This window comes from Arthrobacter sp. 7Tela_A1, assembly GCF_049311065.1.
Lineage (GTDB): Bacteria > Actinomycetota > Actinomycetes > Actinomycetales > Micrococcaceae > Arthrobacter_B.
The window spans coordinates 17731-32951 of sequence record NZ_JAXIOO010000024.1 but is presented as its reverse complement, the minus strand read 5'-3'; the positions used below and the strand labels follow the sequence as shown (position 1 = coordinate 32951).

Here is a 15221-nt window from a genome sequence, read left to right as displayed (position 1 = left end):
TTTGACGGATTTCAGCCTTCTGATTCCGACCTGATGACGTTCACCGGCGGAGAACCGCAAAGAAGCAGACCTGCAAGAGGGAGAAACGCCATGGCCATTGAACTAACCGATCCGCGTCCCGCAGATGGTGCCGAAACCATCCTGACTCCGGAAGCGCTTGCCTTTGTGGAAGAACTCCACCGGCGCTTCGCGTCCACCCGCAACGACCTCCTCGCTGCCCGCACCGCACGCCGCGAGGCCATAGCCGCCGGGGAGTCCCTGGATTTCCTGCCCGAGACCGCCGAAATCCGGGAGGGCGACTGGAAGGTCGCGCCCGCGCCGCCCGCACTGCAGGACCGGCGGGTGGAGATGACCGGCCCGGCATCACCTGCCAAAATGGCGATCAATGCCCTGAACTCCGGCGCCAAGGTCTGGCTCGCCGACCTGGAAGATGCTTCTACTCCCACGTGGCACAACGTGGTGGATGCGGAATACAACCTGTACCGGGCTGCCCGCGGTGACCTCTCCTTCACCTCACCCGAGGGCAAGGAGTACGCGCTGCGCACGGACGCGCCGCTCGCCGTCGTCGTGATGCGGCCGCGCGGCTGGCACCTGCCGGAAAAGCACGTGATGATCGACGGCGAACCCGCAGTGGGCGCCCTGGTCGACTTCGGCCTGCACTTCTTCCACAACGCCAAGCAGCTGCTGGAGAACGGACACGGACCGTACTACTACCTCCCCAAGATGGAGAGCCACCTCGAGGCCCGGCTGTGGAACGACGTGTTCACTTTCGCTGAGGAGTACGTCGGTGTGCCGCAGGGTTCGGTCCGCGCCACGGTGTTGATCGAGACCATTCCGGCGGCCTTCGAAATGGAGGAAATCCTCTACGAACTGCGCGACCATGCCGCCGGCCTGAACGCCGGACGCTGGGACTACCTGTTCAGCATGATCAAGGTCTTCCGTGACTCCGGGAAGGACTTCCTGCTCCCGGACCGCGCCGACGTTGCCATGACCGCTCCGTTCATGCGTGCCTACACGGAACTGCTCGTCAAGACCTGCCACCGGCGCGGCGCCTTCGCCATGGGCGGCATGGCGGCCTTCATCCCCAACCGGCGCGAACCCGAGATCACAGCCAAGGCCTTCGAGAAGGTCACGGCGGACAAGACCCGCGAAGCCAACGACGGTTTCGACGGTTCCTGGGTGGCGCACCCCGACATGGTGGACACCTGCCGAGAGGTCTTCGACTCCGTCCTCGGTGAGAAGCCGAACCAGGTGGACAAGCTCCGCGAGGAAGTTTCCGTTACGGCAAAGGACCTGCTGGACGTCACCACCGCGGAAGGTGCAATCACCGAAGCGGGGCTGCGTTCCAACCTTTACGTCGCGGTGGCTTACACCGCCGTCTGGCTCTCGGGCAACGGCGCCGTCGCCATCCACAACCTGATGGAAGACGCCGCAACCGCGGAGATTTCCCGTTCCCAGGTGTGGCAGCAGGTCCGCAACTCAGTCACGCTGGAAGACACCGGCGAAACCGTGACGGAGGATCTGGTCAAGCGCCTGCTGGCCGAGGAAGCCGAACGCCTGCGCGGGGAAGTCGGGGAGGAAGCCTTCGAGAAGTACTACGCCCCGGCCAGCGAGCTGATTGGCCGCATCAGCCTGGCCGAGAACTACCCCGACTTCCTCACCCTCCCCGCCTACGAGCTGATCGACTAGCGGTTCAATCGAACAGGATGACCTGGCGGATGGCCTGTCCATCCGCCAGGGTGTCCATGGCCCCGTTGATGTCCTCCAAGCCCATCTCTGCGGAGACCAGCTCCTGGACGGGGAGTTTTCCCTGGCGCCACAGGTCTGCGTAGACCGGGATGTCACGCGAGGGAACAGCCGAGCCCAGGTAGCTGCCGATGATCGTGCGTGCCTCGGCAGTGAGCGTCAGCGGTGTGACCTCAGCCTGAGCCTCCGGCGCCGGCAATCCCACCGTCACGGTGGTTCCGCCGGGAGCGGTGAGCTGGACGGCGGTCTCGAACGCACGCGGATGGCCCGCTGCCTCCACCACCAGTGCCGGCCGGATGCCGGCGTCGAGCGCCTCCCGTGGCGTGTAGACCGTGTCTGCCCCCAGTTCCAGCGCGCGCTTGAGCTTTGCCTCCACCGCGTCGATCCCCATGACACTGCGTACCCCCAGCGAACGGGCTGTCAGCAGGGCAGCCATGCCCACTCCTCCAAGCCCCACCACCGCGACGTCGTCTTGCGGACCGGGGCGGGCGGCGTTGAGGACTGCCCCGCCTCCGGTGAGCACGGCGCAGCCGAGCAGCGCGGCCACGGCGGGTGGAACGTCGTCATCGACCGGCACCACAGAGCGGTAGTTGACGACGGCGTGGGTCGCGAAGGCGGACACCCCGAGATGGTGATGGACTTCTTCCCCGTTGCGGTGCAGCCTCCGCGCGCCGCCGAGCAGGGTTCCGGCGTTGTTCGCCGCGCTTCCGGGGGTGCAGGGCATTTTCCCGTCGGTCCGGCAGGCATCGCAGGTTCCGCAGCGCGGCAGGAAGGCCATCACCACCCGCTGCCCTTCTTCCAGGCCCGGCACGTCAGGTCCCAGCGACTCGATCCGCCCTGCGGCTTCATGGCCAAGCAGCATGGGCACCGGGCGGACCCGGCTGCCGTTCACCACAGAGAGGTCCGAGTGGCAGACCCCCGCGGCCTCGATCCGCACCAGCACTTCCCCCGGCCCCGGCGGGTCCAGTTCCAGGCTGCACACCGTGATCGGCCGTGTCCGGGAGTAGGGACCCGGTGCCCCGGTGCGTTCCAGGACTGCTCCGCGGATGGTTCTGCTGCTCATGGTTTCCCCTTCGAATCCGTCGCTTACCGGCACGCGCGAGGGGTCCCGGCGGGCGCTGGCACCCATTCCAGCACGGACCCTGCATCTCGAAAAGGACCCCGGCGGCGACGCGCCTGCAAATCTGTGACGCGGTGGTGTGTTTCCTTCTCATTTCATTTGGCAAGATGTTCTGCATGACCCAAAGGACGACCGTGACCACTCCGGCGCTTCCCGGAAAAGAGGCAAAGGCGCTCGTCCGTGCGCTGGCCGCGGGAGATGTCACGGTCTTCGTTGACGGCACCGCGCTTCGCCTCCCGCCTGCAGCGAGGGACGCCGTCCTGGATCTGCTCGGCAGACTGGCCGCCGGTGACTCGGTCAGTGTCAGCTCAGCTTCGGCAGAGCCCGCGCCGTCCCCGGTCCACAACCCCCTCCTGACGACGTCACAGGCAGCGGCAGCGGCAGGGATTTCCCACACCTACCTTCGGAACCTGACGGACGCGGGCGTGATCCCGGTGGAATACCGTGGAACGCACCGGCGCATCCGCATGTCCGACATCGAGTCCTGGCTTCACGCCCAGCGTGCGGCGGCTGCCGCAAAGGCTGCAGGCCACGCAACACCGGAATTTTCAGGGGGGACTGATACATAGGAGCACCGCAGGACCGCGGGCTCGCCCCATCTGCTTTCCAGCACTGTATTAGTCCCACCACTTTCACCCTGAAGACGGAGTTACCCACGTGATTATCGGCATTCCCCAAGAGATCAAGAACAACGAATTCCGCGTCGCCATAACGGCATCCGGCGTGCATGAACTGACCGGCCGCGGCCACACGGTCCTGGTAGAAGCGGGAGCCGGCCTGGGATCGAATATTACCGACGAGGAATATACGACTGCCGGCGCCGAAATCGTGGCTGCAGCTCAGGATGTCTGGACCCGCTCGGACATGATCATGAAGGTCAAGGAGCCGATCGCTTCCGAGTACCGGTATTTCCGGCCGGGCCTGATCCTCTTTACCTATCTCCACCTTGCCGCCACCGAAGAGCTGACCCGGGAGCTGCTGGACGCCGGCGTTACGGCCATCGCCTATGAGACGGTCCAGGAAGGCCGGGCCCTGCCGCTGCTGGCACCCATGTCCGAGGTTGCGGGACGGCTGGCAGTGCAGGTCGGCGCCCAGTGCATGATGGCTCCGGCCGGCGGGCCCGGCCTGCTGCTCGGCGGGGTTCCCGGCGTCCGTCCGGCCAAGGTCGTGGTGCTGGGTGCCGGTGTGGCCGGCACCAACGCCGTGGCGATCGCCGTCGGAGCCCACGCGGACGTCACCGTGCTGGACATCAACATCAACCGGCTGCGCGAACTGGATGCCCAGTACGCCGGCCGGATCAAGACCGTCGCATCCAACGCGTTCGAAATTGAACGCGCCCTGCTGGATGCGGACCTGGTCATCGGATCGGTCCTGGTTCCGGGGGCACGTGCTCCCAGGCTGGTCACCAACGCCATGGTCGCCCGCATGAAGCCAGGCAGTGTCCTGGTGGACATTGCCGTGGACCAGGGCGGGTGTTTTGAGGACAGCCGCCCCACGACCCATGAGGACCCGACCTTCCGGGTGCACGGTTCGCTGTTCTACTGCGTGGCGAACATGCCGGGCGCAGTGCCGAACACTTCGACCTACGCGCTGACCAACGTCACCCTGCCCTACGCCGTCGCCCTGGCGGACAAGGGCGTACGCCAGGCCTTCGAGGACAGTCCGGCGCTGGCCCGCGGCCTGAACATCGCCAACGGCGCGGTGACGCACCACTCCGTCTCCGATGCCCACGGCTTGGAACTCGCTGACGGCTGGTTGGAGCTCGTGGCTCCGTAGTTCCCAGCAACGCCGGAGGCCGGCAGCTCCGTCGAAGGAGCTGCCGGCCTCCGGTCTGTCCGGGACTGTGCCGCTAGTGGGCCGCCGGTACCTTTGCTGCTGCACCCCGCAGGACGGGGGCACCCAGCAGCGAAATCACGACGGCGCCCATCGCCATGGGGATAACGAACAGGAAGTACAGGTCTCCCGGTGTCCAGCCGCCGTCGATCAGTCCGCCGGCGAGAATCGGAGAGATGATTGCGCCAACGCGGCCCATGCCGATGACCAGGCCGAGTGCGGTGCCGCGGACCTCCGAATCGTAATACGTGGGGCTGATCGCGAGCATGCCGGCGATCGGGGCGTTGGAACCGAAGCCAACGAGTGCCGCAGCGAACAGTGCCAGTGGCAGGGAGCCCTGGGTGGAGTTGGCGAAGACGACGAAGGTCGCAGCACCAATGAGGAAAAAGACGGCCAGGACGCGGCGCATGTCGAAGCGCGATCCAAAAACGCCCAGCACGACGGCGCCGGTGATGGCACCTACGCTGAACAGCACACCGGCGTTGATGCCGTCCTGGGCGCTGAAGCCGCTGGCGGTGATCAGCTTCGGGGTCCACGAGTTCGCGAAGTAGAAGCTGGCCATGAGGATGAAGTACGCCAGCGAAAGCAGGATGGTCCGGCGGGCGTTGCTGCCTGTCAGGACGTCCGCAAAGCGGGACTTCTTCTCCGTGCGCGGCGCCGGATCAGGGAGTTCGGTGACAGGTTCCTGGCCGATGGAACGGAGGGTCTTGTTGATGCGTTCCAGGGCGTTCTCCGGCCGGCGGACAGAGAGATAGTCGATCGATTCAGGCAGGACCTTCATGACAAGCGGGATCATCAGGACCGTGGCTGCGGCCCCGAAAAGGAACGCGGAGCGCCAGCCGAAGGAGGCAATCAGCACCCCGGTGACGAGTCCGCCCAGGACGCCGCCGATCGGCTGGCCGATGCTGACGATCGCCAGGGCCGTCGAGCGGCGCTTGGCATTGGAGAACTCGGAGGCGAAAACGTTGATGGTCGCCTGCAGGGTACCGATGGCCACGCCGGTTATCAGGCGCAGAATCAGCAGGACTGCGTAGGACGGGGCAAAGACCGAGGCCAGCATTCCGGCCGCGACGACGCAGACTCCGATCAGCAGTGTCTTTTGCCGGCCGATCACGTCTGCGATGGTGGACACGAAAATGGAGCCAACCGCCATGCCCACAAGGGCCGCACTGAGGAGGAAACCAAGTTCCGCGCCGTTAAGGTCCCACTCCCGGGACACATCCGCTGCGCTGAAGGCCATGACCAGGACGTCGAATCCGTCGATCATGTAGAGGGCTGTACAAATTGCAATGATTCCGACTTGCCGCCGGCTCAGGGTGGAATCTTCGATCCGGTCTTTGAGGTGCATTCCTCAAATAATAAAGGAGACGAGGCCCACAACGTGATTTGGGTCGCTCTGCGACATGGAGGCGGGAGCCGGCCGGGCGGTTAGAGCCCGGCGTGGATCCGCTGGATGATTTCCAGCCCGCGCAGGGACTCGGCCGGGTTAACCGGTACCGCACTTCCGTGCAGCAGTGCCCCCGCCAGGCCGGAATAGTAGTCCTGGTACCGCCCGGCTTCGGTGGGAACCGCAGCAGCATCCGCGCCGGTGCCCAGCAGGCCCCACAGTGCCGGGTCCTCCGCCCCGTACCCGGGATCGCCGGGCAGGAGTCCGTCGTCCAGCTGTCCTTCCTGCGGGTCCATTCCGCTCTTTACCCAGGACGCATCAGAGCCAACAACACGGAACCGCTCCCCCGGCTGCGGCGCCAGCGAGTTCATCCACAGATGGGACATCACACCCGAGTCGTGCCGGAGGGCCACGAACACGTCGTCATCCGGTCCCTGCGGCACCCGCCGGGCGCGGACTTCGGCATACACCGGCTCGCCCGGGCCGAAAAGGGCGAGTGCCTGGTCGATCAGGTGCGGGCCCAGATCGAAGAGGATGCCGCCGCCGTCGTCTGCGCCTGCTTTGCGTTTCCATTCCTTGGCGACCGCGGGCTTGTAAGAATCCATCCGGGACTCGAAGCGGCTCACGGTTCCCAAGGATCCCTGTTCCACGAGCCTGCGCAGGGTGAGGAAGTCCCCGTCCCAGCGCCTGTTCTGGAACACCGAGAGAACCAGTCCGCGGGACTTCGCTGCGGCAATGAGGTCCGCTGCGGCCTGGGCCGAGTGGGCAAAGGGCTTGTCCACCACCACGGCGAGCCCGGATTCCAGCGCCTTGGAGGCGACCGGCCCATGGGTGGCCGGCGGAGTGCTGACGACAGCCAGATCCAGGCTCTTGGCACGCTGGAGCGCGGCTTCAACAGTGGGAACAACGACGGCGGCTGGGTATGCAGCCGCTGCGGCTGCGGCGCGCGCGGGATCGGCCGTGACAATGACATCCAGTGAATACCGCGGGTCCCGGGCGATCAGGGGAGCATGGAAAACCCGGCCGCCCAGGCCGTAGCCGAAGAGGACGGCGCGGATCGGTGGAGAACTCACGAGTTCTGGAAGTGCGTTTCGGAAGGAGCGCCGTTCAGCCGGGCCACAATCTCGCCGGCGAGAACCTTGATCTTGAGGTTGCGGCTGTTGGACGCCCGTTTCAGCGTTTCGAAAGCTTCACGCTGGGAGCAGCGGTTCTGGCCCATGATGATGCCGATGGCAAGGTCTATGTCAGTGCGGGACTGCAGGACCGCCTGCAGGTCTTCGACTGTGGAGGCCCGCTGCGACATCCGAACGGCCAGGCGCAGGGCCAGGGAAGCCTCCTCGCCGTAGGTGCGGGCCGCCCGCTGGAAGTCCTCGTCAAAGGTGCCGGCCGAGCGTGAGTACAGGTTCAGCGCGGCGCGGGCGTGGCCTTCCAGCCTCAGCGGCACCGCGTACATTGACCGGACTCCCTGCGCGACGACATGCTGCAGGTACTGCGGCCACCTCTCATCGGCCGAGGTGTCGGGAACGTACACGGCCTCGTGGACGCGGAGGGCGTGCAGGCACGGGCCGTCGTCGAAGGCGTACTGCATTTCGTCCATTTCCAGAGCGGTGCTGTCGCTGCTGGCGACGGTGTAGCTGTGCTCCCTGGAACGCTGGAGCGTGATTCCGCAGAAGACCTGGCCCCGGGAAGACAGCGACGATGCGCTGAGCCGGGCCAGCTGCTGCAGGAACTCCAGAACGTCTTCGTGATGTACCAGAAGGTCCTGCAGCTGCGATGCCGTAGCGGTGGCAGACCTGAGGTCGTCCACGTCGGTTTCCTGCCCTGTTGCAGGCACTCGGTCCCCCTGATTGTCGTGTCTGAGCTTAGATACTACGATAACTGGAGACGGTCAAGACGCGGCCATGGCTTCTTTCGTACCCTGATGGAGTAACCATGGGCCTACCGGCGCATTTGCCGTTCTGCCACCACTGCGGTGTTGACGACTATCTGATCTACGAGTTCTACACTGCTCCCTCCGATGACGCTCCGGGAATGGTGAGCTACACCTGTTCAGCGTGTGAAACCTTTGCGGGTCACGAAGTTCCGGCCGGCTGGTCTCCTCCAGGGTGGCGTGTTGGGCACTGAACCGCCCGCCCCCGCCGGAGAACTGGCCTGGCTGCTGTCAGCGGCAGCACACCTCAGACAGCTGGCCGACCGCCGCCTCCTTGATGACCTTGCCCTCACGGAGGAGACCCTGCTGGTCTTGAACGCCATACCGGCGGAGGAAGCACTGCTGCCGGAGATCGCCTGGCAGGCAGGAATGGGACTCCAGGAGACAGCTTTCGCCCTCGCGGCCCTGCTCGGCGCAGGCTATGTCCGGACCGCTCCGAGGAAACGATGGGCCCGCACCTCCTCCGGAGCACAGGTGCTGGAGAAGCTGCATGAAGCCTGTTCCGAGCGAACAGATGAGTCTGATCTGCGCAGGGCGCTTCTCCTGCTGATCCAATCCATGGACACGAGCCTCCCGGATCCTGCTTAGGGCCCTGAACGAACGAACAGCAGGTCCGGAAGACCCTCCGGACCTGCTGTTCTGTCTGTGCCGCTAGGCGGACTGCGCGACCGGGAAACGCTCCCAGACCCGGTGCTGGGCGAGGAGCTCCGTCAGGTGGGGAACCAGCGAGTCCGCGGCTTCGACCAGCACGCCCGGGGCTTCCTCCGGGATCCCGGACGCGGCCAGCACAGCTGCGCCGCTGCCCCAGGCCGCCAGGGCCTTGGAATGCCGGTAGGCCTCCGTGAGGAGGATGGCAACGCGCGGGTCGATAGCCGGATGTCCAACCGGGTTCCCGGCCTTGGCATCCAGGCTGTCCAAGGCATCGGGCCCATGCGCACCTGCACCGGCGACGATCACGGCGTCGAACTCCGTGGACCGGGCGGTCAGGTAGGTCCGCTGGACCGGCACCTGACCGCCAAGCATGCCGCCCTTGGGTGCGATGACCAGCGGGACCATGCCTGCCGCGTCGACGGCCGTCCGGAGGTGTTCCAGCTCCGCCAGATCCGTGCTGTCATCAGCAAGGATCCCAATGATGCGGCCGTCCACGGGCCAGGTCCGGCCCACTTGGCGCAGCGCCGGGCTCGGGTCCGTGTCTTCGGGCTGCATGGTGGGTGCCGGTGCCGGAAGGCCCAGGCCTGCGGCGACCTCCGCGCAAAGGCGCTCATCGATGTTTGCGAGCGCCTGGAGCTGGCGGACCTTGATGTTCTCCTCGTAGCACTTGCCGAGTTCGAACGTGTACGCCTGGATCACATGGTCCTGCTCCACCGGAGTGAGAGAGCGGAAGAACTGCCGCGGCTGGCTGTAGTGGTCATCAAACGTTGCCGGATTCTGGCGGACCTTGCGGGACTCAGCCACCGGCACCGGAACATCGATGAAGGCACCCATGTCAGCGCCCGCCAGGAAGGGACATCCACCGTCGAGTGAGTTGGGCTGGTAAGGAGCCACCCCGCTGTGCACGGCATCCTGGTGGAAGCCCTCACGCTGCATGTCGTTGACCGGCGCGTGCGGACGGTTGATCGGGATCTGGTGGAAGTTCGGTCCGCCAAGCCGGGTCAGCTGGGTATCAATGTACGAGAACAGCCGGCCCTGCAGCAGCGGGTCGTTGGTGACGTCGATCCCCGGAACCAGATGACCCGGATGGAACGCGACCTGCTCCGTTTCGGCGAAGTAGTTCGTGGTGTTCCGGTTCAGTGTCATCGTGCCGATGATCTGGACGGGGGCCAGTTCTTCGGGAACGATCTTGGTCGGATCCAGCAGGTCGATACCCGCGAACATCTCTTCCTCGGTATCCGGGAAGACCTGCACACCCAGGTCCCACTCGGGGTAGGCGCCGGCTTCGATGGCATCGGCGAGGTCGCGGCGGTGGTAGTCGGGATCCATGCCGTTGATGATCTGTGCTTCCTCCCACACGAGGGAGTGCACGCCCAGCCGGGGCTTCCAGTGGAACTTGACCAGGGACGTCTCGCCCTTGGCGTTCACTACTCGGAACGTATGGACGCCAAAGCCCTCCATGGTCCGGTAGGAGCGGGGGATGCCGCGGTCGGACATGTTCCACATCGTGTGGTGCTGGGCCTCGGTGTGCAGTGACACGAAGTCCCAGAAGGTGTCGTGGGCGCTCTGCGCCTGGGGGATTTCCCGGTCCGGGTGGGGCTTGCCGGCGTGGATGACATCCGGGAACTTGATGGCGTCCTGGATGAAGAACACCGGGATGTTGTTGCCTACCAGGTCGAAGGTTCCCTCGTCCGTGTAGAACTTCGTGGCAAAGCCACGGGTATCACGCACGGTGTCGGCGGATCCGCGGGAGCCGAGCACCGTGGAGAACCTAACAAACACAGGGGTCTGGGCGTCCTTGGCGAGGAATCCTGCGCGGGTAATGCCCTCGGCGGCACCGTTCGCGACAAAAACGCCATGGGCTGCCGCACCCCTGGCATGCACCACGCGCTCCGGAATCCGCTCATGGTCGAAGTGGGTGATTTTCTCCCGCAGGTGATGGTCCTGCAGCAGCACCGGGCCGCGGGGGCCTGCCTTGAGCGAATGGTCGGTGTCCTGCAGCCGGACGCCCTGCGCGGTAGTCAGGTACCGTCCGGACTGCGCGTTTGATGTCTTGGGCGCACCAGTGGGAACACCCGTGGGTGAAACCGTTTCCGGGGCATCCTGGTCCGGCTTTGGCGGCATCGGATCGTGGGGTTCGGTGGGTTCCGCTAGCGATGGTGCCTGGGGTGCTGGTACCCCGGGGATGGGAACTTCGTTGGTGGGTGTGCTCTGATCAGGCATAAGGTCTCCATCTCGTCGAACATGCTGGCCGCGCTTCAGGCGCTGCCCCGCCACCACCATATCGAAAAATTAGTAAGGGTACTTAACACCCGGCGCGCGGACCAGTCGTGCCGGGTGGTCGGGGGGCACAATAAAAGGACGGATCTGCCTGTAGGGGGGGCACAGGCAAATCCGTCCTTACGGGGCGCTAGCCCCTGCCATCCGGCCGTTGCCGCCATGGGCACCGTCCCGGATGGACATCCTCACCGGGTTCGAGCGGCCCCTGCGCCGCTCGTCCCGAAATCTCTCCTGCGCAGGGCCGGTCTAGTCCCACAAGCCGTCTGCCCATGCCTGGTCCCGAAGGTAATCCCGGGCCGGGCCGACGCTCCAGAGTTCTCCGCGGGACTCGACGTACCCCATGTCCCGCATGTCCTCGACGGTGTCTTCGCTGCAGCCAAGAACCGTTCCCAAGTCTTTGCCGTCCCCCACCAGAACGACTTCGTGCCGCGTTCCCATGACGACCTCCTGATCCTGTTCGGGCTCCCCCCGGTCCATCCGGAAGGCCTTAGTGCTTGTCCAGGAGCATGGCTTCGCGCTCAGTGCTCCACGTCCTGGCGTAGAGGCCCATAGCTGCCTCTTCGCGCAGGGATAAACCAAGGCGGTTGAGGAGCATGTGAGCCTGATAAACCGTCAGGTGCTGGGCACTGCGGCTTACCCTGGCTTTGTCTGCCCGGTAAAGGTAGGTGTCCATGGTGCGGAACCAACGACGGCGCCAGTTCTCCACGGCGGATTCTGCGGCCGTTGCCGCCATCAGCCGGTGGGTGGGCATGACTTTCGCGCTGACCTGGACCGTCATGGCCTGTCGGACGCTTGCGGCGCGGGGGCCAAACCCCGCAGTGCAGCTGCGCAGGTGGCTGTCCCAGTAGTAGTCCCACGAAAGCCGCCGCCGATCGGGCCAGCTGGAAGCACGGGGGCCCTTCATCATGCTGCGCGCCGAATCGAACAGGAGCAGGGAGCCCAGTGCCCATCTGTTCTGGACCTTCGGGAAGCGGGCAGTAGCCCAGGTACCGAGATCCGAGGAGAGCTCGAAGACTTCTTCCGCGAGGGCGAGGCCCTCGACTCCGCCGTACTTGGCCAGGGCGGCTTCAACCCGCGGGTCCTGCTGTTCAGCTCCCCCGGGACCAAGGCGGTCCGAAGCCGGCTCACCGAACGCATGCGTAATGGTGAGGTGCCCAATGACTCCGCTGGCCTGCTCCTGCAGTGCACCAAGCAGCGAGTGCAGCCGGTCCAGCGTCTCCTGCGGCGCCAGGATCTTCATCTGCACATGGGCATTGGAAGGTTCGGAGCATCGGGTGTAGAACCACCGCTGCGCGCCCCAAACCTGCGCCTGCGCCGCCAGTGGGGTAACCAGTTCTCCAATGATGCCGTCCGCTACATCGAAGCCGCCGGTATAGATGGAAAGTGTCCACCAATGAGTGCTTGCATTAGTTCGCGAGGCGTTTCGAACTGCTGTTAGCTGGCTCATGGCTTTCTTCCTCCGGGTTCAAAGCTGGTTACCCCACTGGGGCGGGTCTAAAGAGGTGCTACTGGTTGGTTCTTCCCCCAATACGAGGGGTCAGTACTAGAACCACTCCCAGCTCTTGGTGGAAACCGTCGATGCCGTGGTCTTCTTCATGTCGTATCCCCTCTTATTGTTCGGCTGGTTGCACAGCCGGTCGTGTTTGACTCCGAAAGCTTCCCCCGCCCCGCGGAGGGCTGTCCACAGTTACCAATTTCAGCTTCCTGTCATGTCCGGATGCTGCCCGAAGGAGCCCCGAAGACACCCGGAAATACCCCCGGAAATGGCCCTGAACTGCGGTTTTGTGTTCTTTGGGTGCCGAAACAGCCGGTTTCCGTGGACAATGGCATTAACCTGCCATGTCAGTTTCTCCGGGTTCCAATTTCGACACGGAACGAATTCCCCCGGGGGCCCGCCATCCCGGCCGGCAGACGGATAAGGTACCAGTTACCCGCGGGGCGATCCGCGGTCCAGGAGGAAGATTTGCTCGATCAGGTGTCGGTTGAGGTCTACCGCTATGCAGTCTCGCACCCAGGCTGGACGCCGGCGGAGGCATCGGACGCGCTCGGATATACAACGCGTGCGATAGACCGCGCAGTCGAGGAGCTGCGCTCCCGCTGCCTGCTGTTTATCGAAGGATCGGACACTCCGATCTACACCGCAGTATCCCCGGATGTTGCCCTGGCCGAACTCGTGGACCCCGACGAACGGGCCATGCTGGAACTGCGCACCCGCATTGGCGCCAAACGCCGGGAACTCGCCAGCCTGGTGCCGACGTTCGCCGAGGCGCGCCGCCAGGTCGAAGCCGATGCCTCCGTCGAGGTCCTGGAGGACCCGGAGCAGGTCCAGCGGGTGCTGATCGAGTATGGCCGCTCGGCTTCCGAACGGGTGCTGATTGCACGTCCGGGACAAGGCTCGAATGCCGATTTTCAGGAAGAAAGCGTCCAGAAGGACCTGGACCTGCTCCGGGGAGGAGTCAAGCGCCAGACCCTGTACCACGCCAGCACGAGGGACCATGTCCCAACGCGCAAGGCCGTGGAAATGATCAGCCACGCCGGCGGGGAGTTCCGGACCCTCCCCTACGTTCCGCTGCGCACGCTCATCTTCGACGACAAAGTAGCCGTGGTGGCCCGGCAGCTGCACAGCTACGACCGCGCCGGTCTGGTCATCCGCGACCCAAACCTCATCGCCCTCTTTTCCATGCTCTTCGAATTCGCCTGGAGCCTGGCGGATCCCTTCCTCGATGAGGAACCGCGGAAAGCGGTGCTGAGCAGCACTCAGCGTTCCGTCCTGGCCGGGCTTGCGGCAGGGCACTCGGACGAGGTCATCGCCCGCCGCGTCGGCATCAGCGTGCGGACCTGCCGCCGCCACATCGCGTGGATGCTCGAGGAGCTGAAGGCCGAAAGCAGGTTCCAGGCGGGGATCAAGGCCCACAAGGCAGGCTGGATTTAGGAAACCTGTGTTGCTTAGCGGTCAACTCGGGTGCCATGATGTGGCATGACTTTTGAGGAAACCACGGGGTCGGTGCTGACCCCGGAAGCACAGGTAGCCCTGGACCGCGCAACGGGATCGGCCCATCGGCACCACGAGCTGCTTTCAGACCGGGCCTTCCACATCAAACAGTCGGCGGTGCGGGACGTTTTTGATATCTCCATCCGCCCGGGACTTATTTCGCTCGCTGGCGGCAGCCCGTACCTCCAGTCCCTTCCGCTTGACGGCCTGGCCGACGCCGCTGCCGGCATCATCCGCACCCAGGGGCTGGCAGCCCTGCAGTACGGACCGGGCCAGGGCCTCCAGGAACTGCGCGAGCTGGCCTGCGAGGTCATGGCCGCCGAGGGGATCACGGGCGCCGATCCCGAGGACGTAGTCATCACCACAGGCTCGCAGTCCGGCCAGGATGTTGCCGCGAAGGTGTTCTGCAACCCCGGCGATGTCGTGCTGTGCGAAGACCCAACCTATGTGGGCGCCCTCAACGCGTTCGAGGCTTACGAAGTTGATATGCAGCCCGTACCGATGGACGCCAACGGGCTCATTCCCGAAGCCCTCGAAGAACGGATCCAGTCCCTGAAGGCTGCGGGCAAACGAATCAAGATGCTGTACACGATCCCCAGTTTCAACAATCCCAGCGGAATCACCCTCTCAGCAGACCGGCGGGACGAGGTGGTCCGCATTTGCCGCGAGAACAACATCCTGGTGCTGGAGGATAATCCGTATGGCCTGCTCAGGTTCGACGGCGAGCCGCTGACGCCCCTGCGCGCCGCGCACCCGGAGGACGTGCTGTACCTGGGTTCCTTTTCCAAGATCTTCGCGCCGGGCCTGCGGCTGGGCTGGGCCCTTGTGCCGAAGCACTTGTTCCGCCGCTTCTATCTTGCCTGCGAAGCCGTGGTGCTCTGCCCCTCGCCGCTGACCCAGATGATCACCGCTGCGTACCTGCGCGATTTCGACTGGATGGGCCGTATCCGCGACTCACGGAAACTCTATGCGGACCGCTGCGCTGCCATGCTCTCCGCCCTGGAAAACGAGATGCCCGACGGCGTCACCTGGACCGTGCCTGACGGCGGGTTTTTTGTCTGGGTGTCCCTGCCGGAAGGAATCGACACGTACCCGCTCCTCACAGAGGCCATCGAGGCGGGGACTGTGTTCATTCCGGGAGCAGCCTTCACCCCCGGAGATGAACCGAGTTCCCGGCTGCGCCTGGCGTTCAGCGCAGTCTCCCCCGAAGACATCGAGGAGGGCGTGCGCCGCCTGTCGCCCGTGATCCGCCGTGCGGTCGGGGACGGCTGAGCGAACGCCC

The 15221-nt window shown here is 65.0% G+C and carries 13 protein-coding genes; 6 read left to right on the top strand and 7 right to left on the bottom strand.

Translation table 11 applies throughout. From position 1 onward, the window contains the following. The first annotated feature begins 90 nt into the window (after positions 1-90). The gene (gene aceB, locus TVB01_RS11235) at positions 91-1689 is read left to right on the top strand and encodes a malate synthase A (protein ID WP_422455989.1); all 1599 of its coding nucleotides are present in this window, start codon (positions 91-93) and stop codon (positions 1687-1689) included. A 4-nt stretch (positions 1690-1693) separates the two neighbouring features. On the opposite strand, the gene TVB01_RS11230 is transcribed toward aceB, so the two are convergent. Beyond that, positions 1694-2809, bottom strand: a complete 1116-nt coding sequence (locus tag TVB01_RS11230; protein WP_422455988.1) for an alcohol dehydrogenase catalytic domain-containing protein — start codon at positions 2807-2809, stop codon at positions 1694-1696. Between the two features lie 173 nt (positions 2810-2982). On the opposite strand from TVB01_RS11230, the gene TVB01_RS11225 reads away from it, so the two are divergent. Then, positions 2983-3435: a helix-turn-helix domain-containing protein gene (locus TVB01_RS11225; RefSeq protein ID WP_422455987.1), complete on the top strand. Its 453-nt coding sequence runs from the start codon at positions 2983-2985 to the stop codon at positions 3433-3435. Between the two features lie 88 nt (positions 3436-3523). Beyond that, the gene (gene ald / locus TVB01_RS11220) at positions 3524-4642 is read left to right on the top strand and encodes an alanine dehydrogenase (protein WP_422455986.1); all 1119 of its coding nucleotides are present in this window, start codon (positions 3524-3526) and stop codon (positions 4640-4642) included. Positions 4643-4715: 73 nt separating this feature from the next. On the opposite strand, the gene TVB01_RS11215 is transcribed toward ald, so the two are convergent. From TVB01_RS11215 to TVB01_RS11205, 3 genes are all read right to left on the bottom strand, one after another. Next, the gene (locus tag TVB01_RS11215) at positions 4716-6047 is read right to left on the bottom strand and encodes an MFS transporter (RefSeq protein WP_422455985.1); all 1332 of its coding nucleotides are present in this window, start codon (positions 6045-6047) and stop codon (positions 4716-4718) included. A gap of 80 nt (positions 6048-6127) precedes the next feature. After that, positions 6128-7159, bottom strand: coding sequence for a Gfo/Idh/MocA family protein (locus TVB01_RS11210; protein ID WP_422455984.1), 1032 nt, complete (start codon positions 7157-7159; stop codon positions 6128-6130). Then, positions 7156-7920: a GAF and ANTAR domain-containing protein gene (locus TVB01_RS11205; RefSeq protein ID WP_422455983.1), complete on the bottom strand. Its 765-nt coding sequence runs from the start codon at positions 7918-7920 to the stop codon at positions 7156-7158. Before TVB01_RS11205 ends, TVB01_RS11210 begins: the two co-directional genes overlap by 4 nt. A gap of 279 nt (positions 7921-8199) precedes the next feature. Between TVB01_RS11205 and TVB01_RS11200 the strand changes: the two genes are divergently transcribed. After that, on the top strand, positions 8200-8604 hold the full coding sequence (locus tag TVB01_RS11200) for a hypothetical protein (RefSeq protein ID WP_422455982.1): 405 nt from the start codon (positions 8200-8202) through the stop codon (positions 8602-8604). A 63-nt stretch (positions 8605-8667) separates the two neighbouring features. Here TVB01_RS11200 and TVB01_RS11195 read toward each other — a convergent pair whose 3' ends face one another. The 3 genes from TVB01_RS11195 to TVB01_RS11185 all read right to left on the bottom strand — a co-directional run bounded on the left by TVB01_RS11195 (position 8668) and on the right by TVB01_RS11185 (position 12394). Then, complete coding sequence (locus TVB01_RS11195) at positions 8668-10890, bottom strand: catalase (protein WP_422455981.1); 2223 nt, start codon at positions 10888-10890, stop codon at positions 8668-8670. Between the two features lie 303 nt (positions 10891-11193). Then, positions 11194-11385 carry a hypothetical protein gene (locus TVB01_RS11190; protein WP_422455980.1) on the bottom strand — a complete coding sequence of 64 codons (192 nt, stop codon included), beginning with the start codon at positions 11383-11385 and terminating at the stop codon, positions 11194-11196. 49 nt (positions 11386-11434) lie between these two features. Further along, the gene (locus tag TVB01_RS11185) at positions 11435-12394 is read right to left on the bottom strand and encodes a lantibiotic dehydratase C-terminal domain-containing protein (RefSeq protein WP_422455979.1); all 960 of its coding nucleotides are present in this window, start codon (positions 12392-12394) and stop codon (positions 11435-11437) included. Positions 12395-12910: 516 nt separating this feature from the next. Here TVB01_RS11185 and TVB01_RS11180 point away from each other — a divergent pair. Further along, positions 12911-13879 carry a helix-turn-helix transcriptional regulator gene (locus TVB01_RS11180; protein ID WP_422455978.1) on the top strand — a complete coding sequence of 323 codons (969 nt, stop codon included), beginning with the start codon at positions 12911-12913 and terminating at the stop codon, positions 13877-13879. Positions 13880-13924: 45 nt separating this feature from the next. Then, positions 13925-15211: a PLP-dependent aminotransferase family protein gene (locus TVB01_RS11175; RefSeq protein WP_422455977.1), complete on the top strand. Its 1287-nt coding sequence runs from the start codon at positions 13925-13927 to the stop codon at positions 15209-15211. Positions 15212-15221 lie beyond the last annotated feature (10 nt).